Raw genomic sequence first — 22,583 nt, 5'->3', positions numbered from 1 at the left:
CGAATGAAAGCCTGTCCTCAGCATAGTACCGGGAAGGAGGGAGTGACCATCTCATTAAACATCCTACGCTAAGCCTATTTATTAAACAGCATGACAGACAGCTCGGAGCTAAAAGCGGATGTTATTGTCTGCCTCTATGAAACGTGCCGTTGCGAATTTACCGCTGTTCAATACTCTTTTGACAGACTGCCAGCACCTCAACATACCACGTCAGCAGATTATTCAATCATGAGCAAAAAGGTGAGTTCTGTTAACATTTGCAAATCAAATAAGATACACTAACGCCCATATAGTCATGACCGGGTAACATTTTGTACGGGCGAAATCGTTTCTTCTTCATTGCAGCATGTATGGCATTGCTCTCAGTAGCCATGTTGCTCATTGCGCCTGTCATATCTAAATCTTTAGCTCACCATTCCGGTTGTGTGAATTCAGCGATTTCGACGACCATGCCTGAGCATCATGGTATGACTATGTCAGAAATGCACCACGACATGGCTATGCCGGGTCACTGCGAACAAAACTTCATCATGGTTCATCGCATGATGGCGGGACACGCTATGTCCCCAATGGAAGAAATTGCCTGTGGGTACTGTCAGCTACTGATTCATTTGCCATTTGTCCAGTTCATGCTGACGATAATGCTCTGGCTGATGTTACTCTGCGTTCGTCTGTCTCTTCCTCTGCAGGCCATTCTCTCACCGATTTTCCGCGACTGGGCACCTCTGCGTGCCCGCGCTCCTCCTGCTGTTTTTCTTTCTGCGAATTAATTACTCACAAAAATAGACGTAATTTGCTGCCTGTCTCAGGACAGGAAGCTTGCTTACGCCAGAAAAACAGTAAGGCAAATAATGAAAACTCAACGTTTTGTACGTCCCCCTCTTGCAGTTCTGATTATGATGACATTCCATACGAATGCCATTGCTGCCCAGGAGAGCCACGATCACGCAACGATGGAGGATGATTCCGTCATGGTTGTTACGGCTCCAGCCTCATCGCCGCTGGAGGTTGTAACGTCCCCAAAAAGACCTCGTCAGCCTGTCCCGGCAAGTGATGGATCTGATTACCTGAAAACCATTCCTGGCTTTTCACAGATACGGGCCGGTGGCACAAATGGCGATCCGGTTTTCCGCGGAATGTTCGGATCGCGTCTGCGTATCCTGACCAATAATGGCGAAATGCTGGGTGCCTGTCCGGCCCGAATGGATGCCCCCAGCTCTTATATCTCCCCGGAAAGTTTTGACCTTCTGACGTTGACCAAAGGGCCGCAAACGGTCCTGTGGGGACCGGGTAACTCTGCAGGGACAATTCGTTTCGATCGCGAGCAGCCGCGGTTTGATAAACCCGGCGTACAGGGAAATGCCAGCCTGCTTGCTGCCTCGAACAATCGCTGGGATGAGAATGCGGATATCAGCCTGGGTAGCGAAGAGGGATATTTACGCCTGATGGGTAACAAATCACGTTCCGATGACTATAAGGATGGTAATAGCGATCGCGTCCCCTCAAAATGGGACAAATGGAACGGCGATATGGCGCTCGGCTGGACGCCTGATAAAGATACCCTGATTGAATTGACGGCAGGGAAAGGAGACGGGGAATCGCGTTATGCAGGGCGCAGTATGGATGGCTCCCAGTTCAGGCGAGAAAGCCTGGGTGCCAGGTTCGAAAAATCAAATATCGGGGAGGTATTCCAGAAATTTGAAGCGAATGTCTATTACAACTACGCCGACCACATTATGGATAACTATTCACTTCGTTCACCCGACGGTGGTATGTCGGAAGGAATGACAGACAGCGGCATGGGTGACTCAATGGATGCCGGCATGTCAATGGACATGAATATGCCAATGGCGATGGAAGTCGACAGACGTACTGTGGGCGGTCGTGTGATGGGCACGTGGGAATGGGCGGATGTGGAGCTGAAAAGCGGCGCCGATACCCAGCTGAATACCCATCGTAATAAAATGGATAACAGCTGGGTCAAAGATGCCCGTTTCCATGATTATGGTCTCTTCAGTGAACTCACCTGGAATACCACTGATTCAAGCAAGGTAGTGGGGGGCGCTCGCCTTGACCGTGTCCTCGTGGATAATTTTTCCGGGAAAGGCTCCTCAGAGCGAACGGACACCCTTCCTGCCGGGTTTGTACGTTTCGAGCATACTCTCGCAGAAATGCCGCTCATGCTGTATGCCGGGCTTGGGTATACAGAACGTTTCCCGGACTACTGGGAACTGTTTTCCCCCACTTATGGGCCTGACGGCACCTCAGACGCGTTTGATAAAGTTAAAACCGAAAAAACGACCCAGCTTGATATTGGCGCACAGTATTCCGGCAAACGTACAAACGCCTGGGTTTCTGCTTATGTCGGTCGCGTAAATGATTTTATCCTTTTCCGCTACGATCCCAACGATGCATATATCAGCCAGGTCGATAACATCAACGCCACCATCATGGGAGGGGAAGCCGGTGTCAGCTATAAGCTGACCGACAGCTGGAAAACCGACGCCAGTCTGGCCTATTCCTGGGGCAGAAACACGGAAGATGGTAAACCCCTTCCGCAAATGCCTCCTCTTGAAGCCCGCCTGGGATTGTCCTGGGAAAGTGGCAACTGGAGCAGTACCGGGCTGTTACGTCTGGTCAGTAGCCAGCATCGGGTGGCGATTAATGAAGGTAACGTGGTGGGCAAAGATTTTGACAGCAGCGCCGGTTTTGCCGTGGTTTCCGCCAATGCAGCTTACCGCGTGAACAAGTACTTTAAAGTGAGCGCCGGTGTCGATAATCTTCTGGACAAGGATTACAGCGAGCATCTCAACCTGGCGGGTAACAGTAGCTTTGGCTACTCCGCCAATACCTCCGTTAACGAACCAGGAAGAACATTCTGGGGCAAAATTAATGTGACATTCTGACCGGTCCCGGTTCGAAAGGGCCGGGTTGTTTATTCAGAAAATATGAGGAAATCGTTATGTTGAAAATTCTCAAAACCCCGGAAGGGAAAAAGTTTCTTATTGCTGTGGCTTGTGTGTTTATCGTTGCGGTATGCGTGGTGTCAAAAGCCGCGTTCCAGGGCGTGGAAGACCAGTACAATCTGCCGATGGATACCTGGGACACATCCCTGTTTATCATCCAGGGCGCATGGGTGGCCATTTACAGCCTTATGTTCACCATTGTGGGGTCGCTGCCTTTTGGGTTTTACTTTCTCGGCCCTAAAAATGATTCAGAATAACTGAATGCGCGTTTGTTCTTCACAACCGGAACGTAGGCGCACTCAAAAATGTATCGTGTCATTTACACTGGCACGATACATGTCGACTTCGGCCTTTTACTTAACAGTAAAAGTATATTTTCCCTGTGTTTTATGACCATCTACTGAAAGAGCTGTCCAGTCGACTTCATATTGTCCTTTATCGAGCTTCGTGCTCACAGGCACTATTAACGTCGCTTTGTCTTTTGGATCAAGGGCTGGTTTACCGGAAGGAATAATATGGCCATCTGCATTTTTTAATTCCGGTTTGGAAAAAGAGGGCTCAAGAGGTTCTGTAAAGCTCAATGCCAGCTGTTTAGGGGACTCTGTAAGTTCAGCTTTATCGGCGGGGACAGCAGTCTTAAGATGAGCATGCGCCATCGCATGCTGGGATACAAAGAATGAGGACAACCCCATCACTAAGACCGGAAAAATTGCAGGTATTTTCATTTTTACTCCATCGGTTGTGTTTACATCTGATTCAGGTCGGTATCTCAATTATAAGCATTCAGTAATCCGGTAATACAGCATTGCGTTTCTGATTACCCGCTCTAACCCGGATTATTGTTTGCCGGGATGTATTAAATTCCCGGGCAACTGCGCTGATGGTGGTTCCGGCGTTTAAACGATCAATCACTGCCCGTTGCTGTTCTTCATTGAAGGTTGAAGGGGGCCGCTTGGAAAACGGAACGTATCCTACGTTAAGCCTGTTTTTTGAGTAGGCATGACGGGCAGCTATGAGCGAATAACGGACATTCATGATATTTGCCAGTGTCTGCAAGTAATGGGCTAATCCCAGCCAATTACTTGCACGCAGTTGCTTTTGAACCCATGGTGATTCAGAGCTATCCGAGCTATTACAACTGATTTATTTCATTCATGGTAATACTTCTTCAGAAATGATGGTGTGTTCCTCAGACATTGAGATGATGCAGCGCAATCCTTCGATATGCTCGTCATAATCAGCGATGAATTTTTTTAATTCAGCTACATACCCAATCAGTTCAAGGCATTCCGGGTGAACACCTGCTTTAATTTCATGGTGGGAATAGCTTATTTTCATCCCGATAAGATACCCTGCACTTACGTTGTGGATGATAGCCTGAGGTACTCCCTCTGCCCTGGCCTGACGCAGCAGATAATGGCTCAATGGAGGAGCGGTAAGTTTTTTCATAAATCCCGATGCTTTTACCCTGGTGCCTGACGGGATATAGATTCGTAGAGTCGATAGCGTTTCCATCTTCACTTATTCACCTCTGCCGAACAGGTTTCGCTGCTTTTCGGTTTCCGGGACTTTAGATTGTTTGCCAACCAGTCAGGGACATCAGCAAGTTTAATATACTCTGGCACGAAGCCATGTTTCAGGCAGGCTACGCGCTGGGACCGATAAATGCCGGTATAACCCGATATCAGCCAGGCAACAGCACAGGCCAGTGCAGCATAAACGCCCATCTCAGAGCCAAATAACTCAATCGCCATCAGTGTTGAAGCCACAGGGGTATTCGCAGCTCCGGCAAAGACGGTCACAAAGCCAATCCCGGCCAGAAAACTGACCGGTAAATGCAGCACTGGAGCCAGCGCGTTACCCAGTGTGGCCCCAATATAAAAGAGCGGTGTGACTTCTCCACCTTTAAAACCTGCGCCCAGAGAAGTGACCGTAAATACCAGTTTTCCCAGGAAATCCCATGGGGCCAGATGCTGATGAAAGGCGTCAACGATAACGGGAATACCCAGACCGATATAGCGATCAGCACCCAGGCAAAAAACCGACACAGCCACTACCAGTCCGCCAATGAACGGTCTCAGTGGCGCATAATGGATAGTCTTCTTCATGAAACTGCCGATGGCATGTGTTGCGCTGGCAAAAGCCCTGGCAGTCAGACCAAAGAGCCCGCCGGCGATGATTACAGCAATCAGTGCCCAGGCAGACATATGAGGAATAAACGAGACGGTGTAATGAGTATGATGTACTCCCCATGATAATCCAGTTTGATCGGCCACAATGGCAGCGAAAATACACGGTATTAATGCGTTGTAATTCATCCGCCCTACGGCCAGAACCTCAAGCCCAAAAATGGCACCCGCGAGAGGGGTGCCGAATACTGATGAGAAACCGGCACTGATACCGGCCATCAGGACAATGCGTCGGGTATCAGGCGTCAGGCCAAACATGCGAGTAAACTGATCGGCTATGGAGGCACCCATCTGTACTGCGGTCCCTTCGCGCCCAACAGAAGCACCAAAGAGATGCGAAACAACAGTGCCGATAAATACCAGCGGGGCCATGCGCATACGGATAATTTTTTGGGGATCATGAATTTCATCGAGCACCAGGTTATTCCCGCCTTCTACTGAACTTCCGTAGCGCAGATAAACCCATCCCACGGCAAATCCTGCAACGGGAAGCAGCCAGATAAGCCAATCGTGTCTGAGCCGGGTCGCCGTAGCCCAGTCAAGGGAAAACAGAAAGAACGCAGAAGCTGTGCCGGTCAGCACTGCGATCAGGAAAGCAAGGCCAAGCCATTGCGCAAGAGAACTGATTGAATTATTGAGCAGGAAATGATTTGAGCGCATTGAAGCATCCTCAGATGATTAATCATCCCGGACACACAACGCTGCATGGCTGATAAAACGATAAGCCTGCATCTTCCCGGTCCGGGAATAAATGCAGGCATCATTAGCCACATGGCGGTTCAAGGGGGAATGCCATCCCCTGTGGGGTTATCTTAGCACAGTAATCGATTCAGCAGAAGAATTCACACCCATTGTTGACCCCCATGTATTAATGTCCGTTTTTGGCACGAAGCGGACGATCTGCTGGGGACCGAAGATCTGCAATGAGCATTGCCCCCCGATAAAGCCACGGAACAGTGTTGCCCATTACTTATTTCAAGATGATGCCTTTTCAAGCGGGGTACTATATTCTGGTTGAACTGCCTTTGTAGGATATGACCATGATAACAGTAGAGAAATCAGACCCATTTTCTTCAGAATCTCATCGATTGATCGAGATGCTGTCTGCAGAACTTGCCGCTATTACTGGAGATAGTGGCAAAACTAACTTCACCGTTGAAGCTATGAACAATGACGCAGCAGTATGGGCATTAGCCAAAAACGCACATGGCGATGCGATAGGATGCGGTGCAATCCGCCCATTAACGCAAAACATAGCTGAGCTTAAAAGAATGTTTTCAGATCGAAGTGAGCCAGGAGTGGGTAGTGCATTACTTACTTTTCTGGAAACCTCTGCAAAGCAATTGGGATATCGAGAAATGAAACTAGAAACCCGACATATCAACCACCGGGCCGTCAGTTTTTATGAGAAAAATGGATATGTGCGTACTGATAATTATGGTCCATACATAGGAAGAGAAGACGCTGTCTGTTTCTCAAAAGCATTATACTGATTGCATTTATCGGAGCGAACTTCCTCTTCTGGCACAAAGCAGACGTAAAACGGGATCTAAATCACTCAACAAGTGATCTTTAAAGTCAAATAAGAAAAAGCTCGATACATAAGGGGTAGAACTTCGAACTCAGCAAAAACGGGATGTAATAACTATATTGTCGGACAACTCTTGGCAAAAGCAACAGGTGAGGTCATTTGCAATGCTGCATCTCGTAACTCTGCATAACATTTATCGAAAGCTGTTGGCATCGTTCTCTCTACCCGATGTGCTTTTATTTCCGTTAATTCCCCGTCCGGTTCTACTTCACGCCATGCAGCCACCAGCAACGACATGACTTCCTGGATTCCATCCATTGCTGAAGAGTCATGTCGGGGATGACTGCAAACAGCCTGATTGAATAGCATCATCATCCGACATGTTGAAATACTTTCAGCCTCCCACAACCTGCGAAGAAGCGTAGGCTGAGACGGTTTACCCGCTTCAATACGTATCTTTGAATATTCGCCAATTCTGCAATAGGCTTCAGCGTGAAAACGTAGCAACTGGGCATTACCTTGTTGTACGTTGTCGCAGGAGTGGCAATTCGCATACTGTAAAGTAAACCCCAGCGCAGCCAGCCGTGGGTAATGATCAGTCGCCTGCTGCAACACTCTACGAATAAGCATGACATTGTTACCATCAGAGTTCGTCTTTAACGCTTCATTTTCAGCGCAATTGTTCATCAGTTTCTCTTTCAATAATGGAAATAGGGGCGTGTGTAAAAGGGGACGTTGTGGCCGAATAAGTCGTTTTCTGCTTTTGACGCGGGTTAATGCGGTTAGGAACATTCCACGTTCGGGCATGCCATGAAATCGGCTGATGCAATAAAGGTTTCATCATGCAGAAAATGCGATACCTGCCCGTTCGGGGCAAGAACCAGCACTACCGGACTCTTGCAGTAGAAGCAGTACAGTTTCCAGAATGAGGGATAGCGAAAATCTTCTGCATTGACCAGATAGCCAAATTCATCGACCGCGTATTTAGTCGGTTGTTGTTTCATACAGATACCTCAAAATTTTGCCTGCATCCCCTGCCCAAACAAATCACCGCACCACTGGCCTTCTGGTAAAACTCTGTTGATGTCTTGCTGGAGACCTTCACAGGCCTGTTGAAACTTGCAGGTATCGGCAGAATTTGCCCGTTGGCAGTAGAGCAGTGAGGTTTTACTTAACTGCTCAAGGGCTCTCAGGCGCCAGCCACGCCGCTCGGCGTCACTGCAACATCCAGACAAGCTATCCTGGCAGACCCTTAGTCGGGTGATGTATAAACGGTATTCCGCCACTTTTACCGTGATCGTGTTCTCTGGCTGTTTCATTTTTGATTTTCCTTGTTTGACAGGTATGAGAAATACCCGGCAGGAGAGCTACCGGTTGTAAATGGAGTAGTGGAATTGTTGATTCAGTACAGGTCGGAACGTCAGGCTTCCTGGGGCAGGTTCAGTCACGACTGCGAGGACATTATTTGTCGCCGTAATAACGGGGTTTGTACAGGATGCCGAGCCAGTTGCGTCGCCGTAGGATCAGGGGCCTAGCTTACGTGGACGCCCTGCCGCTGAGCGTGGAGGAACATCATTGCAACCATAGAGGTAAAATCCGTCTTTCTGCTCTTCTTTTGCGAGATAGCCAAGGACCTGATGGATATTCTCAATACTGGATGGATCGTTATAGTAAACCGGGATATTGATATTGGCCTGGTAGTTTTCTTTGTATTCACAGCGGTAAAAGCCGCCTTCCTGTTCTGTTATCGTGTTCCAGATGGCTGATGCCTGTTTAGCCGTTGGCCAAGTGGTTTGTGTGATGTGGTCATCTAACCAGAATGCTACATGCGCATGCCAGCCATGGTCTGTTGTCCATTCAATTACCCAGAAATACCCGACAATTCCTTTTTGTTTCATCATTTCCTGCATCAGGATCCGTACTTCATGTTCCAGCTGTCGATGATCGGAATGCCGAAAACGGAAGGAATTACGCTTATAAAATAAATCAACACGTAAAGCCCGCAGGCAGGCGTACCTGTTTATCATTTCATTGATATGATTCCTGAGAAGTGATGTCAGGAACCAGCCTGAAGAATAGCCGGGAGTATATTTTCCTGAAGTATGCATAGTTAGACTCATTATTAGTTGTGGGTTGAATTAATTTTCCGATGGCAGAATGAATCAAGAGTTGATAATGACTATTAGAGAGTGAGTAGATGGTTTTTGATAAATAATGGATTAGGTGTTAATAGATTTACAGGATTGATTTATTGTGATTTACAGGAGTGAGCCATTGTTAATTTACAGGAGTGAATATTAATTAAATTAAAAAACCCAAATTAATCCTGCCTGCCATCCACGTTACATTCATCGAGTAGAACAGCCCAATCTTGCAAGTTTTAATCCTCAGAGAGTTTCATCCGTTCCAGCAGCCACGCCTCAACCTGACTTTTACGCCAACGTGAGCTACGGCCTAACTTAATGGGGGCTGGAAACGCATTTTCGGAAATCAACCGGTAGAACCACTTATCCGTCATGCCTGTAAAGTTTGTGATGAACGCCATGTCCACCAGCTGGTCGTCCAGCAATGTCGTGATGCTCGTTTTGTTGTCTGCTGCTGATTTATATGTAGTTGCCATGGTAGAAGCTCCCGTAATGAGTGGATTCGGGAGAAGATGCCTGCGGTCAACGAAGGGGAACGGGCATCGTTCTCATACCATAACGTTGGATGTAAACATTTACTTCAGTGAACCGAAAATGATTTCAGATGGTACGTATTTCAGCTATCAGGCGAGAATGTTGAAATGTATCTATTTCAATTAGCCTCTTTCACTGAGGGGGATATTAATTTTAGAAAAATAGCTTAAGGGAGAGGAACCAGCAACCATGCGGCATAAAACACGTGTTTTTTGCGAATAAATACAATGAGAAATTAAAAATAACAATTATTTTAAAATTTAAAATTAATTTTATTGTTATTTTTTCTTATGGCCTCTATTTCGCCAGTTATGGGTGAAACTTGCACGATATCCTCACTGAAATATGAGTTGTACATTTTTGAAAATATACGCCTGTCGCTTATTTTTATTTTAAATACAACTTCAAATTCAGTCTGTATATTTACCATGATATTGTAAAGGTCACTTTTCTCCTTTTGTTCATTTTCAATCCATTGTCTGGTTTTATTTATCAGATCATTACCAATCGCTCTTCCCGACATTAATTCGTGTGAACTTAGCAATCCATACGCCTCTAAATAAATACCAAAAGTAGATAGTTCTTTTTCTAGTGAAATAAAAACATCTTCAGCGTCTTCTTTAAAAATTCTAACATATTGAGATTGTGCTAAATGGAAAAAAGGTAAAGACTTTTCTATTGGATTATTAAAAAAAAGCGGAAATGTGTTAAAGATATTTCTGTGTTCGTGTTTTAAATTGGCCCTTATGCTATCCATAAATGAAATGACATCCTCCAGACTATTTTCACGTTTTATCTGTTGATAGATACTATTACTTTTTTTCTTTATCTTGTTTTTCTTAAGTTTAAATTCTTTTGCTTTTCTTTTGCTGCTTTTGTCATTTAAATCTTTAGGTACATAACCTCTTCTTTTCTTATTAAGCAATGCCTTTTTGAGTGTTATCATTTTTCTTATTCTTTCAGGTACTAAAATGACATCATCACTACTCATGCTAACACTGGATTGAATGTTGAATGTAAAAGCCACTTCAAGTTTAATTGTAATAACGGGAATGAATTTTACCAGTGGAGTTTCTACATGCTTTTTATATGTATTATCTTTATTTAGATATTCTCTGCTAAATAGTAATTTTAATGAATATAGTTGAAATACATTCTGAACATAAATCATGAATTCTTTTTTATTACAAAAAACATTTCTTCTCCTGATGAGTTCTTGTGTGTTTTTCCATTCCCTCGACTTTAGTATGTCGTTAACATCACTTTTCCTTTTAATACTTTCAGATGTCCATTTTTTGTTTATTTTTTTTCTCTCAATCTCTTCTTTGATCTTGCCATCGCTGATTAAGTCTTCTATTTTTCGGAGTTTTTTAATGGATATGGTTCTGTCAGCAATTTTACTTATTCTTTTTTGAAGGTTTTTTTTGTTTTTTTCTACAGATAACTGATAATGTTCTTCACAATAACGATTTTTATTGGCCTCCCCATACTCGGAAATAGGTTTTTTACATTTTTTATTTTTGCACTCTCCAGTATTTTTTGTCATTTGATGATCCTGCTCCAGAAAATTTCACGTCTATATTACCTGTATGAACAGCATGTTGCTAATTTTTCAACGTTAATTTTCTGGGGTTAGTAAAGAATAACAGTCAGGCTTCCCTAATTAACTCAGGAGCATCACATATGACAGTTGGTAGTTCGCGCCAGCAACGAAAACAACCCCGTGTCGGAATGTCGTAACAAGCTATCCTCCAAAATCCATCCAGGGGATCACAGATAAATTTTTACCACGAATTTCAGCAGAAAAAAGACATCGCTCAGGCTGCTGACCCCTGCAACCAACTGACGCAGCGCGATTCGCTGCCTGAACAACTGTCGGGCAGCCTGCCGATTGGCAATCTTACGTCGGAACAACCCGAGAAAATGACGGCACTCAACCAGCGCATGCCTTCTCAGGGATGTTCTGATTGCATGGTTCTGTGGCAGAGATGAGAGTACGAGAATGTCGCCGATGACATCAATGTAGCTGTGTGCACGGATATCGTAGTAGTCCTGACGGTGAGTAATCGATGCCGGGTTAGTGATGTAGAAATAGTCCTTCCTGTCGGCGAAATAAAACAGACCGTTTGCAGCGGCAAGGTTAATCGTCCAGAGAATGTCTTTGTGACTTTTACCCTCCTGAAAACGCAGATTATTCTTCCTGATGTAAGATGAGCGAATCATCTGCAGCCACAGGTAATGCGGCCACTCTTTCTGCGCCACGCAATGCTGTATCCAGGCATGCCCGTTGAGCGCGTGACCACTAGGCTGTTTGCGATGAACTGGTCGCCGCTGCAGGCAACTGCTGTTGGTATGCCAGCCATTGAAAAGGGCAACATCGGCTTGGTTCTCCCGCGTGCTCTTCAGTCGCTCCCGGAGAAAACCTTCTTTAATCCGGTCATCCGCATCCAGAAAGACCACCCATTCACCCCGGTGTACTGCCAGTGCTACATTTCTTGCAGCATATACACCCTGATTTTCCTGATGAACAAGAATCAGCCGCTCATCGGTGATGGCGCTGAGTATGGTCGATGTTTCGTCGGTAGAGCCATCATCCACAACAATCACCTCAATGCTGAGTGCCAACTCGCTGAGGAGTTCGTGTAGCAGATAGCCAATAGTGGCCTGCGCATTGAAGACAGGGATAATGACGCTGATATCAATTTTATGCTGCATATCGGGTTACGCTTTCCCTTCGCTGTCATCTTTCTGACGCCTGACGGGGAGGATGCGTTTTTCCCTGATTTCCTGCTCAGTATCAAACAAGCACTCGTCGCAGTATTCCTTATCAAGCCCAAACAGGCGGCTGATGACGCCCCTTTTCTTGTTACATCTTGCACATCTTTTCATTCCATCCCCTGTATGTCTTTTGATCAGGCAGCTTCACGCTTAGCCGGGTAAACCTTTATAAAAACATGCCGTTAACAACGTTTTACCGCCGGGCATGGGTTGTCTTTACAAAAATATTAATTGATTATACAGATCAATTATATCAAATCGATCGATAAAAACGATCATGATATTGCCGATTGCACGCACCATGGCATGGGTTTTGGTCGGGTCAATTCCACGGCCCGGAAGGGGCATCGACAATGAAGAGGACAGGATGAAAGTTTCCCGCTGATTAGCGAGGTGATGAGCAGTTTCAGGAAGTAAAAACATTCAGGGAAACAAGCCCGTTTCCTGTTCAGTCATAAAAAAGGAGAAATTGAATGAAAAAATACCGTCCACATCAGAAAACCCTGCTGGCTGTTATGCTCAGCATGGCGGCGTTTAATGCCTCTGCCGCATGGATCGTCAATGGTACCTTTTGCCAGTCGTACAGCGATGACGGCCAGGTTCTGCTACGGGTTAAGCCATCAACGATTGGTATTATTGAGAATAAGCCGCAATGCGGCGGTCGTGGCACTACTGAACTTGCCGGTAGTCATTTCAGGATTAATAGCACTTCTTATCCATCCAGCGTGATGTGTAACAGCCAGTCCCAGTACCAGGCTGTGCAGACAACTGTGGCAACCCGTGATATTCAGTCAGTCATTAATTCATTGAAAGAAAACAAAAAAGTCAGCGTGAGCACGTTTGGTTCTTCTTTTACCTTCAGTACCGCTGATTTTGCCAGCGCGTGCGGCTCAGTGATTAATCAGAAGGTGACAGATTTCGATCCTCAGTCAGAATACAAACAGGACATGGGAAAGATGGGTTACAAACAGGACATGGGAAAGATGGGTTACAAACAGGATGAAAACGGCCAATGGCATAAACAATCCAGGCAGGCATATTCACGCGAAGCAGACCCGGAAATAGCTGCCAGTTACAATCCAAAAGCGGGCGTTGCTGAAGGTTCCGGAAAAGGTGGGTTCCATGGAGACGGAGCCAGTAAAAATCTTTATGGCCCGGGTAGCCAGGCACAAAAAGATGCAGAAGCGGCAAACGAAGCCCGCCGCCTCGCGGCACAAAATCGTGTATCAAAAAGTACTACTGAAATAACAGAACCAGAGATGCAGACAGCTCAGCAGTCTGCCGATTTCCCGGTAAATGCGTTCTGCACCCTGGATAACGGGAAAAATGTGGGAGTCTTTGCCGCTACAGGGCAGGATTATCGTTACACCTACACGGATAAAAACGATAAACCCGATCTGGAGTTAACTGAAGGGCTGTTCGGCGTGAAGGCCTTCCATTATCACGCACCGCTGGGCATGGGGTCTGCCAGTTACATCCGCTTTAACAAAGGTGTCTATGACTACATTCTGCTGAGTAAAGACACCGGTCATGAAGAGTTTCAGGGTATTCGGGTGTACAAAAACGGTGACCTTGTTTCGGCTCATGAGTGCAAAACCCGTCTGACGTTCGATACCCGCCAGCTTCCTCAGGACGGTCACGTCGACAACGAAAAAATGGGTGAACACTTCATCCTGAACTGACCGTAAAAATCATTAACCACAGTAATAACCCCGCCATGACAGGACAATACACCAGCAGGCCACATCCCTCCATGGGACGTGGCCTGTTCTTTTTATGCCGCTGACAGCACCCCCACCGGCCAGGCTCATCACAGCGATGTCCCTGGCCTTTCTTTTATCCACTGTTTAAGCAGGAGAACGAATGGAAAATAACGATGAGATTGACGTTGAGTATGACGATGAGATACCTGCAGAGGAATACAATCCCCGCAGTATTCAGGCAATGATGGGCTGGCTCTATGACAAAGCCGTCAGAGGGATTGCCGGGATCGAGTCGGCTGAAACCCTCGCTGAACGCTATCTCGCCGATGCGAAGGGGGATGTGATGAAAGCCGCCCACGCGATGATCCGCTGGGAGAGCGTCAAGGCGGGCAGTACCGGCTTTTTATCCGGTGTGGGCGGGGTAGTGGCGATGCCCGTCACGCTGCCGCTGAACATCACCAGCGTACTGTTTCTCCAGACCCGACTGGTGGCAGCCATCGCCTGCCTTGGCAAACGCAATCTGGCTGATGAACGTATCCGGGCACTCGCCGGGCTGTGTCTGTGCGGTAACGCTGCCAAAGCGCTGTTGCAGGAAGTGGCGTTACAGGCGATGGAGAACTGGACCCGCCCCTTCACACGGAGGATTGTGGAGAAAACCCTGGTGCTGATGGCTGCCCGTGCCGGTATGCGCACCGGTGGTCAGTTTATTCGTCTGGTGCCACTGGCCGGTGGCATGGTCAGCGGGGCGGTGGATGTCACCACCACCCGCACAATTGGCCGAATTGCCTGCACCACGTTTCTGTCACCTTACCCGGGACAAGGGATATCATGAGAAATCATCAGGTTCCCTCGTTGCCGCAAGGGACGTTCACCCGCGCTCAGGCCGAAGCGATTGCTGCAGCGTACACCAATGTCACCATTGAGGATGACCAGGGTACCCATTTCCGTCTGGTTATCCGCGACAACAGCGGCATGCTTATCTGGCGCGACTGGAATTTTGCCCCGGAGGCTGGTGTGATGCTCAACCGCTATATTGCCAGCAACGGCATCCCAATGGCTCCTGCTACTGACTACAATCAAAGGTCGTTTCCACGGCAGCAATAGCAGCCACCACCACTATCACTCTTTCCCCCATAAACACGCAAACCACCAGGCCATGCTTCCTTTCAGGGATATGGCCTGTCTGCGTTTATGCCATTTATCAAGGAGTTTACATAATGCGATTAGCCAGCCGCTTTGGCCACACTAACCAGATACGTCGTGACCGTCCGCTGACCCACGAAGAGCTGATGACTCATGTTCCCAGCGTATTCGGGAGTGACAAGCATGAATCTCGTTCAGACCGTTATACCTACATCCCGACCATCACCATCCTCGAAAATCTGCAGCGTGAAGGCTTTGAGCCGTTCTTTGCCTGCCAGACAAAGGTTAGTGACCAGAGCAAGCGGGAGCATACAAAACATATGCTCCGCCTGCGCCGGGAAGGACAAATCACCGGCAAACAGGTGCCGGAAATTATCCTGCTGAATAGTCATGATGGTTCCAGTTCTTACCAGATGTTGCCGGGATTGTTTCGGGCAGTCTGTAGCAATGGTCTGGTCTGCGGTGAGTCGTTTGGCGAAGTGCGAGTACCGCATAAAGGCAACGTGGTGGAGAGGGTTATCGAAGGGGCTTACGAGGTGCTTGGGGTGTTTGACAGGGTGGAGGAAAAACGCGACGCCATGCAGTCACTTATGCTTCCGCCACCAGCACAACAGGTACTGGCAAAAGCTGCACTGACATATCGCTTTGGCGAGGAGCATCAGCCCGTGACGGAATCACAGGTATTGACCCCTCGTCGCTGGCAGGATGAGTCCGGAGATCTGTGGACGACTTACCAGCGTATTCAGGAGAACCTGATTAAAGGTGGTTTGAACGGCCGCAATGCAAAAGGAGGACGCACACATACCCGTGCAATTAAAGGTATTGATGGCGATGTGAAGCTCAATCGCGCCCTGTGGGTGATGGCTGAAAATATGCTGTCATTGCTCGGTCAGTCCTGATACCGGAGCGGAGACATACCCGTGCATACCGAACCTGCTTTATCCCTCCCCGACGGTCCGTTTACCCGCCACCAGGCAACATCCCTCACAGGGCTGTATGATAACGTCGCTATCGAAGACGACCAGGGGACACATTTTCGTCTGGTCGTACGCTATAACGGCACGATGGTCTGGCGGGCATGGAACTTCGAGCCAGAAGCCGGACTGTTACTTAACTGTTACATCACTTCTTACGGTATTCGTAACCCCTGACTGACTTAACGTCCCCTTATTCCCGCCAGCCCTTACCGGCTGGCTTTTTTATTTCCGGAGAAACGCACCATGAATATTGCACTTCCTGATACTTCTCTTGTCCCGGATGCTATAACCGCCACGCTTATCCCTGATGAACAACGTCTCAGCTTCTGGCCTCAGAATTTCGGCACGGTTCCTCAGTGGATATTACTGGAACCACGTGTCTTTAGCCGGATGGACGAGTTGTGCGCGGACTATACCGGTGGCATCTGGAATTTCTTCACGCTCAGTAACGGCGGAGCCTTTATTGCCCTGGACGGTGACGGAGCATGGTCGTTGTTTAACCCACTTAACGGTAACAGCGCCATCCTCGGTAATGAAGCGGCAGGTATCGTCGTTTGTCTGCTGGCCTTGAACCACCATGCCTGGCATACGGGCAGTGACATGATGTGTGACCACTTTTACCGTCTGCGTGATTACGCCCTTCAGCATCCTGAATGCAGCGCCATTTTGCAGATTATTGACTGAGGGAAAAGGTATGACTTTCGAATTAACAGCGTCACCGGCACTGCCGGTTACAACCCGTCGTACGGTTCAGCGAGCACTCTCATTACTGGAGAAACATCTTCGTGAGCCGGGGGCATTGTTTACGTCCACTGCGGCGGTTCGTGACTGGCTGCGTCTGAAAATGACCGGCCTGGAGCGTGAGGTATTTATGGTGCTGTACCTGGATAACCAGCACCGTCTGCTGGAATGCGAAACATTGTTCAGCGGCACCATCAACAGTACGGAGGTGCATCCACGTGAAGTGGTGAAGTCGGCCCTGCGTCATAACGCGGCTGCCTTACTTCTGGTGCACAACCATCCTTCCGGCGAAGCGGAGCCCAGCCAGGCTGACAGACAAATCACCGACAGGCTGGTGAAGGCACTGTCGCTGGTTGATGTCAGAGTGCTGGACCACTGCATTGTCGGGGGGATGACGGTGAGTTCGTTTGCAGAACGTGGCTGGTTATAAAGGAGAATAACAATGTCATCAAATGACTTACAACAATGGGGATTATGTCGCAGCATCTCACCGCGCTTTGGCGCAAGGCTCGTACAGGAGAAGAGCCGCCTGCACTTTCTGGCTGATCGAGCCGGTTTTAACGGTCTGTTTACCGAAGAGCAGGCGCTGCGACTCGATCGGGCATTTCCCCTGATGATGAAACAACTGGAACTGATGCTCTCCACCGGTGAGCTTAATCCGCGCCACCCGCACTGTGTCACCCTTTATCACCATGGGCTGACCTGTGAGGCCGATACACTGGGGAGTTGCGGGTACGTGTATCTCTCTGTTTATCCAACTCCGTCATCAGCATAAAGGAGGCAGCGATGCCTGTCCCTATGACACGCCTGAATAGCTTATGGCGGGAACTGGGAAACATGGCCGTCAGGGAAGGAGAGGGGATGCTGGTCATCAGCGAGCCTTTTATTCACTTCCACGCCGGAACACCTGTTTTTGATATCTGGACCTGGTTTGAAGCCAGTAATAAATATTTCGTTGTTGCCTGCAAACTTTACGGGTAAAAATCCGAATTAGCTGTATTTAACTTTATTTAAACAGGAGTTAATTTTATGCAGTTTTTAACTGAACCGAATGCTAAGTCGGGGGGCTCTTACATCGTCCCGCTGCACTGCATCTTTACCAGCATACAGTGCAGTACTGCTCACATAACGGATCAGGACAACGAACGGTTTTATCAACTGTCGCATGATCAGACTGAATACAGTGATGCGGAGTGGATTCACTTTACCGGAACGGGCTACTTGCTCCGGCTCAGTGCCTGGCAATGCCCAGTGCTCAGATTGAAACGACTAGGCCTGTCGAAAGCGTGTCGTCGATTGATCCTGATGCTATCCCACCAGTATGCGATCAACTCTATCCATCTTGATGCTGCCGGAGAGGTGCTGCCTGGAGTGGAGCATTTCGATTGGTGATTCGTTGTGCAAGATATCCATGAAAAAGCCCCTGCTGAAGTGGTAAAAATCAATGTGGGGGCATTAAAGGGGGCATGTTTGAAGATCGAATGTGAAAAAGTTTATTATTTTCAGTGGTTTTATATGTCTTGTTATGTTCCTATTATCGCACCATCTAAATCGACTATTTATCTTACATTCAAGTAAACCGCATTCTCCCCTTGTGCCGTATTTGTGACATTGTAATTCAAAATCCTATCAATTTTACCGAGCATTTTAGCGGTCAACTAATCTCAACCCTGTTTTTCCCCACCCGTATAAATATCAGGCCGCGTAATCGTCCAGGCATAGTTTTCCCTGTTAACGGGCTCGTAGCCAAATTTCTCATAAAGCCAGGGCGCGGTGGTAGTAAATAACATGATCCTGCGAAGCGGCTCAAACACGGGGTGACTGTGAATGCATTCCATAACCCATCTTCCAAGCCCCTCACCCTGATAGTCTTCAAGTATATAAACATCGCAAAGGTAGGCGAAGGTTGCATAATCCGTTATCAGACGAGCGAAACCAATCTGGTTTCCATTATGGTAAACGCCAAAGTTAAGGCTGTTTTCTATTGAGGAAGAGACTATGTCCAGGTGAATACCTTTTGCCCAGGTTGATCTCGTCAGATATTGATGGATGGCCTGCACGTCCAGCTTTTCTCTGTCTGTACTCACCAGGTAGTCATTCTTATACCATTCATAGTTGTCTGAAATACTCACGTTGGCTTCATCCCGGTAGAGAGAGGGAAATCTACCTTATCATTCGACTACCAACTTGTAATGCCTCATTCGTTCAGAACTGGGAACCAGGAGTTGACCAGTCAGGGCGTTTCACAAGGCAAAAAAGCCTTACCGCCCCGGAGGGGGCGGTAAGGGCAGGCGAAAGTGAGGCAATATCCTGGACAACGAAAATTGGTCATCCACTGTTTCTTCAGGCTTCTGCATAAACACGCCATCAGACTATTACCCCACGGGTTTCGACAACGATTTATACTCTGTGTGATCCGGTTTCCCCTTTAGGCGGTACCGCAAACGTCCTCCTGTCGTGCCATTAACGCAAACACGCCCCAGCCGAGGTATTCCCGCGTGTAGGTCACATGGCGTTCAGGCGCGCTTTTCAGCTCCGCTCGCACCTCCTGCGCAAAGTCATCGTCAGGGTGTTGCTCCAGCCAGCGACGCAGCGTCATCCATTTCGCGGCTTCGTATCGGTCCCAGCCTTCCTGGTCGGCCAGCACCATTTCCACCAGGTCATAGCCTTGCCGATCGAAAGAGGCGACGAGGTCGGGCAGGGTGAGAAAGTCTGCGATGGACGAGGCGCCACAGGCCCGAGCGACCTCATCCGTTGCGGGAAGCCGCCGCCAGTAAGGTTCGCCGATGAGCATGATTCCCCCGCGCTTAAGGCTTTGTGCCAGCAGGCTCATCGTTCCGGCGACGCCACCTGCAATCCATGTGGCGCCAATACACGCCGCCACGTCACATTTTTCATCCGCAACGTAACCTGCCGCGTCGTTATGAAAAAATTGAACGTGTTCGGCAACGCCCAGTTCCTCTGCGCGCAGTTTGGCCTGCGTAGTAAAGAGCGGGCTCATGTCGATGCCGGTGCCGGTAATCCCGTGGTCACGTGCCCAGGTGCAAAGCATCTCTCCCGAGCCGCTGCCGAGATCGAGAATGCGCGTGTCTGGCTTCATGCGTAACACGCGGCCCAGCGTGGCGTACTTTTCTGGCGTAAAGGGGTTATGAATGCGATGTTCGCTTTCGCTGACGGTAAAAATACGTGGGATATCCATATTCCTCTCCTTAACGATTGTCAGGCTGAGCACGAACGTTGTTCAGCCCGGTGGTATTGATGCGGTAGGGCTGACCCTTAACGGATTTGATCAGCTTTTTAGTTTTGAGTTTTTTAAAGACGGCGAGCGTGCAATCAGACAGCAGCAACCCTTCGCGGCTGTAGCATTCCACGGCGGTGACGCGGCCGGACGTATCGCGGACGTGCACAATACGGCCACCTTTGGCGAGAACGTGTAAGGTACGTTGTTCCTGACGGGATAAATTCATACTGGAAAACCTGTTTAATCATCATGTGCAAAACGTGCAAACACACAGCGGTGCCCGCATTCGATTTCGGCGCATTGATAATCAGTCCGGCCTGAAAGGTCGGGGAGCTGATTATCGGATGATGACATTCTCCAGCATCAAAGCCTCGGGTTGAGTTGAAAGGTATTTACGGGGTGAATGGTAACAGCTGGTGAGGGGATGTGAATACCCACGGCTGAAAAGTGTGATCCCGGTGGGATCACGCTGCACCGCTTTTTATTTTTTTGTCGACTTCAGCCTGCGGTTTTCCGAACAGATAGCCCTGCACGAGGTCGCAGCCAAGCGCCTGAAGACGTTCGAGCTGAGCTTCGGTTTCGACGCCTTCTGCAATGACCCTCATATTAAGACTCTTCGCCATACCGGCGATCAGCTTAACGATATTCAGCGCTTCATCTTGCGTGGATATGGGATTCACAAAGGATTTATCTATTTTGATTTTATCAAAGTTGAGTTCACTGAGCCGTGAGAGCGATGAATACCCGGTACCGAAATCATCGATCGAAATTCTTACCCCCAGCGATCTGAGCTTTTTGAGAATAGTGACTGGCGTGTTGCTGTCACTGAAGAGTGAAGACTCGGTGACTTCTAACTCAAGGCGATTGGCCGGTAGCCCAGTCTCTTTCAGAATAGACTGCACCATCGCCGTAAAGGATTTCGTGCCTAACTGAACAGGCGAGACGTTCACCGAGATCCGTGCCGGAACCGCCCAGGAAACGGCCTCCCGGCAGGCAAGCTCAAGCACATTTTTACCGATCTCATTGATCATCCCTGTTTTTTCAGCAACAGAGATAAAGTAATCCGGCGACAGTATTCCTTTCTGCGGGTGTATCCAGCGAATAAGCGCTTCATAGCCGTAAATATCATTGCTGAATGCATCGACAATAGGCTGGTAATACACCACAAATTCATGGTGATCGAGCGCCAGCGCCATATCATGTTCAAGGGTTCTGCTTTCCTGCAGTTTTTGCAGCATCCACTGACGGAAGACTTTTATCTGCTGCGAGCCCTCTTTTTTGGCTTCGTAGAGGGCGAGATCGGCAAACTTGTAAAGATAATCAGAGCGTCGTTCGTTATCCGATAAAACAATACCCACGCAGGTGGCAATTTTTATCAGCTGGTTATTAATCGTATAGGGCTGGCTGATATGATCGCTGATCTCTTTGGCGCGCGAAACCGCAGCGCTTTCCGTCAGGCCGCTGGAGAGAAGGGCAAACTCGTCGCCACCCAAACGGTAAAACGTATCCGTCGCACTGCTCATTGAGGTAAGGCGGCGGGAGACCTGGTTCAGCAGTAAATCTCCGGCATCATGACCATAGGTATCGTTGACCTCTTTAAACCGGTCTAAATCAAATAACATCACCGTGACGGGGATATGGTTTTTATCCGCCTGAAGATTAATTTTGTTGAGATCGTCCCAGAAGAAAAGGCGGTTTTTCATACCGGTCAGGGAATCATGATAAACATCATACTCCAGCTTCGCGTTCTGAATCTGCAGCGTTTCTTTTGATATCTGTAGTTCGTCAGCCAGGCTTTTAACCTGCATGTGGGCTTTGAGAATGTTTTTATTCTGGTAGATCATTAAAAAGCCCAGAATAAAGCTCAAAATCACCAGAAGTAATGAAAGTGCGGAGTAAATATAATACAGGATTTGGATTTTTCTGTTTGATTCATTAACTGTATTAATATCTTTTGTTAATGCCGTGGCCGAAAGTTGGCTGAGCGGCGCATCAAGCATATGCATATTTTTCAGGTATGCCTGTAACTCCGAATGGCTCATTTTTTCGAGATTGCCATCCAGATACGCCAGTATTTTCTCTAAACGCGAAGCGAGTTCCTGGTGCATTTTATCGCTGTCAATATAGCGACCTAAATCCCCGCCGTTCATTAAATCGCTCTGGCTTAGCATAATTTCAAGACGCATGCGGACCTGGTCTATCGTAACGTCATCGGTATCGGTTGCGTATAGACCAAGCCATGATTCAAATCGGTAATACTCTGATACCAGTTGAGCCACGGACCAGGACTCGGTGTATTGAGTCAGTTTTTGCAACTCCTGCTGTCGATCGTAAACAAGGAATGCAATATATCCTGTCGTGATAAAAAGAGAAAAAATGATACCAACCAGTATCCTGTTCATTATGTTCTCCTGAACTGCTACTCAATCTTCATTTTGCTAACCTGCCATGCTGAACGCGAATAATAAATTTGATTATTCAACTCAGGAAGACTGTCATAAGGGTAAACAATGAACGACGGGCCTTTGTAGCGGATGCGCATATATTCGCCATTGACCTTTAAGGCAAGTATGGCGTTGATCTTGACCCGCCATTTCCGGACAGCTTTTGTATCTTAAGTTAACGATGCCCGCTGC

Annotated in this window: 29 protein-coding genes, 2 pseudogenes and 1 riboswitch; of the genes and pseudogenes, 14 read left to right on the top strand and 17 right to left on the bottom strand. The window is 47.9% G+C overall.

From position 1 onward, the window contains the following. Positions 1–467 precede the first annotated feature (467 nt). From ACOTYN_RS23500 to ACOTYN_RS23490, 3 genes are all read left to right on the top strand, one after another. On the top strand, positions 468–770 hold the full coding sequence (locus ACOTYN_RS23500; protein WP_371886262.1) for a DUF2946 family protein: 303 nt from the start codon (positions 468–470) through the stop codon (positions 768–770). Positions 771–851: 81 nt separating this feature from the next. Then, positions 852–2,906 (top strand): TonB-dependent copper receptor, encoded by a 2,055-nt coding sequence (locus ACOTYN_RS23495; protein ID WP_332959234.1) that lies wholly within the window; start codon positions 852–854, stop codon positions 2,904–2,906. Between the two features lie 56 nt (positions 2,907–2,962). Beyond that, a complete protein-coding gene (locus ACOTYN_RS23490) occupies positions 2,963–3,223 on the top strand; it encodes a DUF2534 family protein (RefSeq protein ID WP_332959236.1) in 261 nt (86 codons plus the stop codon). A 96-nt stretch (positions 3,224–3,319) separates the two neighbouring features. Here the strand turns inward: ACOTYN_RS23490 and copC are convergent, their stop codons facing one another. The 4 genes and pseudogenes from copC to ACOTYN_RS23470 all read right to left on the bottom strand — a co-directional run bounded on the left by copC (position 3,320) and on the right by ACOTYN_RS23470 (position 5,815). Continuing rightward, positions 3,320–3,691: a copper homeostasis periplasmic binding protein CopC gene (copC, locus tag ACOTYN_RS23485; protein ID WP_332959238.1), complete on the bottom strand. Its 372-nt coding sequence runs from the start codon at positions 3,689–3,691 to the stop codon at positions 3,320–3,322. 58 nt (positions 3,692–3,749) lie between these two features. Then, positions 3,750–3,911: pseudogene (locus ACOTYN_RS23480) on the bottom strand (helix-turn-helix domain-containing protein); the annotation flags it as partial. A 207-nt stretch (positions 3,912–4,118) separates the two neighbouring features. Then, positions 4,119–4,487, bottom strand: coding sequence for a hypothetical protein (locus ACOTYN_RS23475; protein ID WP_332959240.1), 369 nt, complete (start codon positions 4,485–4,487; stop codon positions 4,119–4,121). Continuing rightward, a complete protein-coding gene (locus tag ACOTYN_RS23470) occupies positions 4,484–5,815 on the bottom strand; it encodes a voltage-gated chloride channel family protein (RefSeq protein ID WP_332959242.1) in 1,332 nt (443 codons plus the stop codon). The genes ACOTYN_RS23475 and ACOTYN_RS23470 overlap by 4 nt, the downstream gene beginning before the upstream one ends. Before the next feature lie 87 nt (positions 5,816–5,902). Beyond that, positions 5,903–5,964, bottom strand: a riboswitch (Fluoride riboswitch). A 231-nt stretch (positions 5,965–6,195) separates the two neighbouring features. Between ACOTYN_RS23470 and ACOTYN_RS23465 the strand changes: the two genes are divergently transcribed. Next, on the top strand, positions 6,196–6,648 hold the full coding sequence (locus ACOTYN_RS23465) for a GNAT family N-acetyltransferase (protein ID WP_332959245.1): 453 nt from the start codon (positions 6,196–6,198) through the stop codon (positions 6,646–6,648). 152 nt (positions 6,649–6,800) lie between these two features. Here ACOTYN_RS23465 and ACOTYN_RS23460 read toward each other — a convergent pair whose 3' ends face one another. From ACOTYN_RS23460 to ACOTYN_RS23425, 8 genes are all read right to left on the bottom strand, one after another. Beyond that, a complete protein-coding gene (locus ACOTYN_RS23460) occupies positions 6,801–7,373 on the bottom strand; it encodes a hypothetical protein (protein WP_332959247.1) in 573 nt (190 codons plus the stop codon). A 95-nt stretch (positions 7,374–7,468) separates the two neighbouring features. Continuing rightward, positions 7,469–7,690: a hypothetical protein gene (locus tag ACOTYN_RS23455; protein WP_332959249.1), complete on the bottom strand. Its 222-nt coding sequence runs from the start codon at positions 7,688–7,690 to the stop codon at positions 7,469–7,471. A gap of 9 nt (positions 7,691–7,699) precedes the next feature. Beyond that, positions 7,700–8,005, bottom strand: a complete 306-nt coding sequence (locus ACOTYN_RS23450; RefSeq protein ID WP_332959251.1) for a hypothetical protein — start codon at positions 8,003–8,005, stop codon at positions 7,700–7,702. Positions 8,006–8,209: 204 nt separating this feature from the next. Beyond that, positions 8,210–8,794 (bottom strand): rolling circle replication-associated protein, encoded by a 585-nt coding sequence (locus ACOTYN_RS23445; RefSeq protein ID WP_332959253.1) that lies wholly within the window; start codon positions 8,792–8,794, stop codon positions 8,210–8,212. 272 nt (positions 8,795–9,066) lie between these two features. Further along, complete coding sequence (locus ACOTYN_RS23440; RefSeq protein WP_332959255.1) at positions 9,067–9,306, bottom strand: helix-turn-helix transcriptional regulator; 240 nt, start codon at positions 9,304–9,306, stop codon at positions 9,067–9,069. A gap of 311 nt (positions 9,307–9,617) precedes the next feature. Further along, entirely contained in the window at positions 9,618–10,910 is a 1,293-nt protein-coding gene (locus ACOTYN_RS23435) for a hypothetical protein (RefSeq protein WP_332959257.1), read from the bottom strand. 224 nt (positions 10,911–11,134) lie between these two features. Continuing rightward, complete coding sequence (locus tag ACOTYN_RS23430; RefSeq protein ID WP_332959259.1) at positions 11,135–12,079, bottom strand: glycosyltransferase; 945 nt, start codon at positions 12,077–12,079, stop codon at positions 11,135–11,137. A 6-nt stretch (positions 12,080–12,085) separates the two neighbouring features. Further along, positions 12,086–12,253 carry a hypothetical protein gene (locus ACOTYN_RS23425; protein ID WP_199981140.1) on the bottom strand — a complete coding sequence of 56 codons (168 nt, stop codon included), beginning with the start codon at positions 12,251–12,253 and terminating at the stop codon, positions 12,086–12,088. A 362-nt stretch (positions 12,254–12,615) separates the two neighbouring features. Between ACOTYN_RS23425 and ACOTYN_RS23420 the strand changes: the two genes are divergently transcribed. The 10 genes from ACOTYN_RS23420 to ACOTYN_RS23375 all read left to right on the top strand — a co-directional run bounded on the left by ACOTYN_RS23420 (position 12,616) and on the right by ACOTYN_RS23375 (position 18,098). Beyond that, a complete protein-coding gene (locus ACOTYN_RS23420) occupies positions 12,616–13,824 on the top strand; it encodes a hypothetical protein (protein WP_332959262.1) in 1,209 nt (402 codons plus the stop codon). Between the two features lie 181 nt (positions 13,825–14,005). Beyond that, a complete protein-coding gene (locus ACOTYN_RS23415) occupies positions 14,006–14,677 on the top strand; it encodes a hypothetical protein (protein WP_332959265.1) in 672 nt (223 codons plus the stop codon). Then, positions 14,674–14,949: a DUF905 family protein gene (locus ACOTYN_RS23410; RefSeq protein ID WP_312293096.1), complete on the top strand. Its 276-nt coding sequence runs from the start codon at positions 14,674–14,676 to the stop codon at positions 14,947–14,949. Before ACOTYN_RS23415 ends, ACOTYN_RS23410 begins: the two co-directional genes overlap by 4 nt. A 113-nt stretch (positions 14,950–15,062) precedes the next feature. After that, the gene (locus tag ACOTYN_RS23405) at positions 15,063–15,887 is read left to right on the top strand and encodes a DUF932 domain-containing protein (RefSeq protein WP_332959269.1); all 825 of its coding nucleotides are present in this window, start codon (positions 15,063–15,065) and stop codon (positions 15,885–15,887) included. Positions 15,888–15,908: 21 nt separating this feature from the next. Further along, positions 15,909–16,139, top strand: coding sequence for a DUF905 domain-containing protein (locus ACOTYN_RS23400; RefSeq protein ID WP_332959271.1), 231 nt, complete (start codon positions 15,909–15,911; stop codon positions 16,137–16,139). A gap of 69 nt (positions 16,140–16,208) precedes the next feature. After that, the gene (locus ACOTYN_RS23395) at positions 16,209–16,649 is read left to right on the top strand and encodes an antirestriction protein (protein WP_332959273.1); all 441 of its coding nucleotides are present in this window, start codon (positions 16,209–16,211) and stop codon (positions 16,647–16,649) included. 10 nt (positions 16,650–16,659) lie between these two features. After that, positions 16,660–17,136: a RadC family protein gene (gene radC, locus ACOTYN_RS23390; protein WP_332959275.1), complete on the top strand. Its 477-nt coding sequence runs from the start codon at positions 16,660–16,662 to the stop codon at positions 17,134–17,136. Positions 17,137–17,148: 12 nt separating this feature from the next. Continuing rightward, the gene (locus ACOTYN_RS23385; protein ID WP_332959277.1) at positions 17,149–17,481 is read left to right on the top strand and encodes a type IV toxin-antitoxin system YeeU family antitoxin; all 333 of its coding nucleotides are present in this window, start codon (positions 17,149–17,151) and stop codon (positions 17,479–17,481) included. Between the two features lie 11 nt (positions 17,482–17,492). Then, positions 17,493–17,687, top strand: a complete 195-nt coding sequence (locus ACOTYN_RS23380) for a hypothetical protein (RefSeq protein WP_332959279.1) — start codon at positions 17,493–17,495, stop codon at positions 17,685–17,687. Positions 17,688–17,735: 48 nt separating this feature from the next. Continuing rightward, the gene (locus tag ACOTYN_RS23375) at positions 17,736–18,098 is read left to right on the top strand and encodes a DUF5983 family protein (protein ID WP_332959281.1); all 363 of its coding nucleotides are present in this window, start codon (positions 17,736–17,738) and stop codon (positions 18,096–18,098) included. Between the two features lie 272 nt (positions 18,099–18,370). On the opposite strand, the gene ACOTYN_RS23370 is transcribed toward ACOTYN_RS23375, so the two are convergent. The 5 genes and pseudogenes from ACOTYN_RS23370 to ACOTYN_RS23350 all read right to left on the bottom strand — a co-directional run. Then, the gene (locus tag ACOTYN_RS23370; protein ID WP_071922555.1) at positions 18,371–18,838 is read right to left on the bottom strand and encodes a GNAT family N-acetyltransferase; all 468 of its coding nucleotides are present in this window, start codon (positions 18,836–18,838) and stop codon (positions 18,371–18,373) included. A gap of 296 nt (positions 18,839–19,134) precedes the next feature. Next, entirely contained in the window at positions 19,135–19,905 is a 771-nt protein-coding gene (locus ACOTYN_RS23365) for an SAM-dependent methyltransferase (RefSeq protein ID WP_032637381.1), read from the bottom strand. Positions 19,906–19,915: 10 nt separating this feature from the next. Then, the gene (locus ACOTYN_RS23360) at positions 19,916–20,173 is read right to left on the bottom strand and encodes a YjhX family toxin (protein WP_014882706.1); all 258 of its coding nucleotides are present in this window, start codon (positions 20,171–20,173) and stop codon (positions 19,916–19,918) included. 238 nt (positions 20,174–20,411) lie between these two features. Next, a complete protein-coding gene (locus tag ACOTYN_RS23355; RefSeq protein WP_014882707.1) occupies positions 20,412–22,349 on the bottom strand; it encodes a putative bifunctional diguanylate cyclase/phosphodiesterase in 1,938 nt (645 codons plus the stop codon). A gap of 17 nt (positions 22,350–22,366) precedes the next feature. Next, a pseudogene (locus tag ACOTYN_RS23350) lies at positions 22,367–22,531 on the bottom strand (oxidoreductase); the annotation flags it as partial. Positions 22,532–22,583 lie beyond the last annotated feature (52 nt).

The sequence above is a fragment of the Enterobacter cloacae complex sp. IR5458 genome, assembly GCF_049238025.1.
Taxonomy (GTDB): Bacteria; Pseudomonadota; Gammaproteobacteria; order Enterobacterales; family Enterobacteriaceae; genus Enterobacter; species Enterobacter kobei.
The sequence above is the reverse complement of the archived record's forward strand: the minus strand, read 5'-3'. Positions and strand labels throughout refer to the sequence as shown.

Excerpts from the sequence above, each read along its gene's own strand:
- ACOTYN_RS23405 (WP_332959269.1), top strand. The coding sequence starts at position 15,063 with ATGCGATTAGCCAGCCGCTTTGGCCACACTAACCAGATACGTCGTGAC.
- ACOTYN_RS23395 (WP_332959273.1), top strand. The coding sequence starts at position 16,209 with ATGAATATTGCACTTCCTGATACTTCTCTTGTCCCGGATGCTATAACC.
- ACOTYN_RS23450 (WP_332959251.1), bottom strand. The coding sequence starts at position 8,005 with ATGAAACAGCCAGAGAACACGATCACGGTAAAAGTGGCGGAATACCGT.
- copC (WP_332959238.1), bottom strand. The coding sequence starts at position 3,691 with ATGAAAATACCTGCAATTTTTCCGGTCTTAGTGATGGGGTTGTCCTCA.
- ACOTYN_RS23490 (WP_332959236.1), top strand. The coding sequence starts at position 2,963 with ATGTTGAAAATTCTCAAAACCCCGGAAGGGAAAAAGTTTCTTATTGCT.
- ACOTYN_RS23470 (WP_332959242.1), bottom strand. The coding sequence starts at position 5,815 with ATGCGCTCAAATCATTTCCTGCTCAATAATTCAATCAGTTCTCTTGCG.
- ACOTYN_RS23375 (WP_332959281.1), top strand. The coding sequence starts at position 17,736 with ATGCAGTTTTTAACTGAACCGAATGCTAAGTCGGGGGGCTCTTACATC.
- ACOTYN_RS23385 (WP_332959277.1), top strand. The coding sequence starts at position 17,149 with ATGTCATCAAATGACTTACAACAATGGGGATTATGTCGCAGCATCTCA.
- ACOTYN_RS23460 (WP_332959247.1), bottom strand. The coding sequence starts at position 7,373 with ATGAACAATTGCGCTGAAAATGAAGCGTTAAAGACGAACTCTGATGGT.
- ACOTYN_RS23380 (WP_332959279.1), top strand. The coding sequence starts at position 17,493 with ATGCCTGTCCCTATGACACGCCTGAATAGCTTATGGCGGGAACTGGGA.
- ACOTYN_RS23415 (WP_332959265.1), top strand. The coding sequence starts at position 14,006 with ATGGAAAATAACGATGAGATTGACGTTGAGTATGACGATGAGATACCT.
- ACOTYN_RS23435 (WP_332959257.1), bottom strand. The coding sequence starts at position 10,910 with ATGACAAAAAATACTGGAGAGTGCAAAAATAAAAAATGTAAAAAACCT.
- ACOTYN_RS23360 (WP_014882706.1), bottom strand. The coding sequence starts at position 20,173 with ATGAATTTATCCCGTCAGGAACAACGTACCTTACACGTTCTCGCCAAA.
- ACOTYN_RS23455 (WP_332959249.1), bottom strand. The coding sequence starts at position 7,690 with ATGAAACAACAACCGACTAAATACGCGGTCGATGAATTTGGCTATCTG.
- ACOTYN_RS23445 (WP_332959253.1), bottom strand. The coding sequence starts at position 8,794 with ATGCATACTTCAGGAAAATATACTCCCGGCTATTCTTCAGGCTGGTTC.
- ACOTYN_RS23495 (WP_332959234.1), top strand. The coding sequence starts at position 852 with ATGAAAACTCAACGTTTTGTACGTCCCCCTCTTGCAGTTCTGATTATG.
- ACOTYN_RS23440 (WP_332959255.1), bottom strand. The coding sequence starts at position 9,306 with ATGGCAACTACATATAAATCAGCAGCAGACAACAAAACGAGCATCACG.
- ACOTYN_RS23500 (WP_371886262.1), top strand. The coding sequence starts at position 468 with ATGACTATGTCAGAAATGCACCACGACATGGCTATGCCGGGTCACTGC.
- ACOTYN_RS23430 (WP_332959259.1), bottom strand. The coding sequence starts at position 12,079 with ATGCAGCATAAAATTGATATCAGCGTCATTATCCCTGTCTTCAATGCG.
- ACOTYN_RS23420 (WP_332959262.1), top strand. The coding sequence starts at position 12,616 with ATGAAAAAATACCGTCCACATCAGAAAACCCTGCTGGCTGTTATGCTC.
- ACOTYN_RS23365 (WP_032637381.1), bottom strand. The coding sequence starts at position 19,905 with ATGGATATCCCACGTATTTTTACCGTCAGCGAAAGCGAACATCGCATT.
- radC (WP_332959275.1), top strand. The coding sequence starts at position 16,660 with ATGACTTTCGAATTAACAGCGTCACCGGCACTGCCGGTTACAACCCGT.
- ACOTYN_RS23425 (WP_199981140.1), bottom strand. The coding sequence starts at position 12,253 with ATGAAAAGATGTGCAAGATGTAACAAGAAAAGGGGCGTCATCAGCCGC.
- ACOTYN_RS23410 (WP_312293096.1), top strand. The coding sequence starts at position 14,674 with ATGAGAAATCATCAGGTTCCCTCGTTGCCGCAAGGGACGTTCACCCGC.
- ACOTYN_RS23465 (WP_332959245.1), top strand. The coding sequence starts at position 6,196 with ATGATAACAGTAGAGAAATCAGACCCATTTTCTTCAGAATCTCATCGA.
- ACOTYN_RS23355 (WP_014882707.1), bottom strand. The coding sequence starts at position 22,349 with ATGAACAGGATACTGGTTGGTATCATTTTTTCTCTTTTTATCACGACA.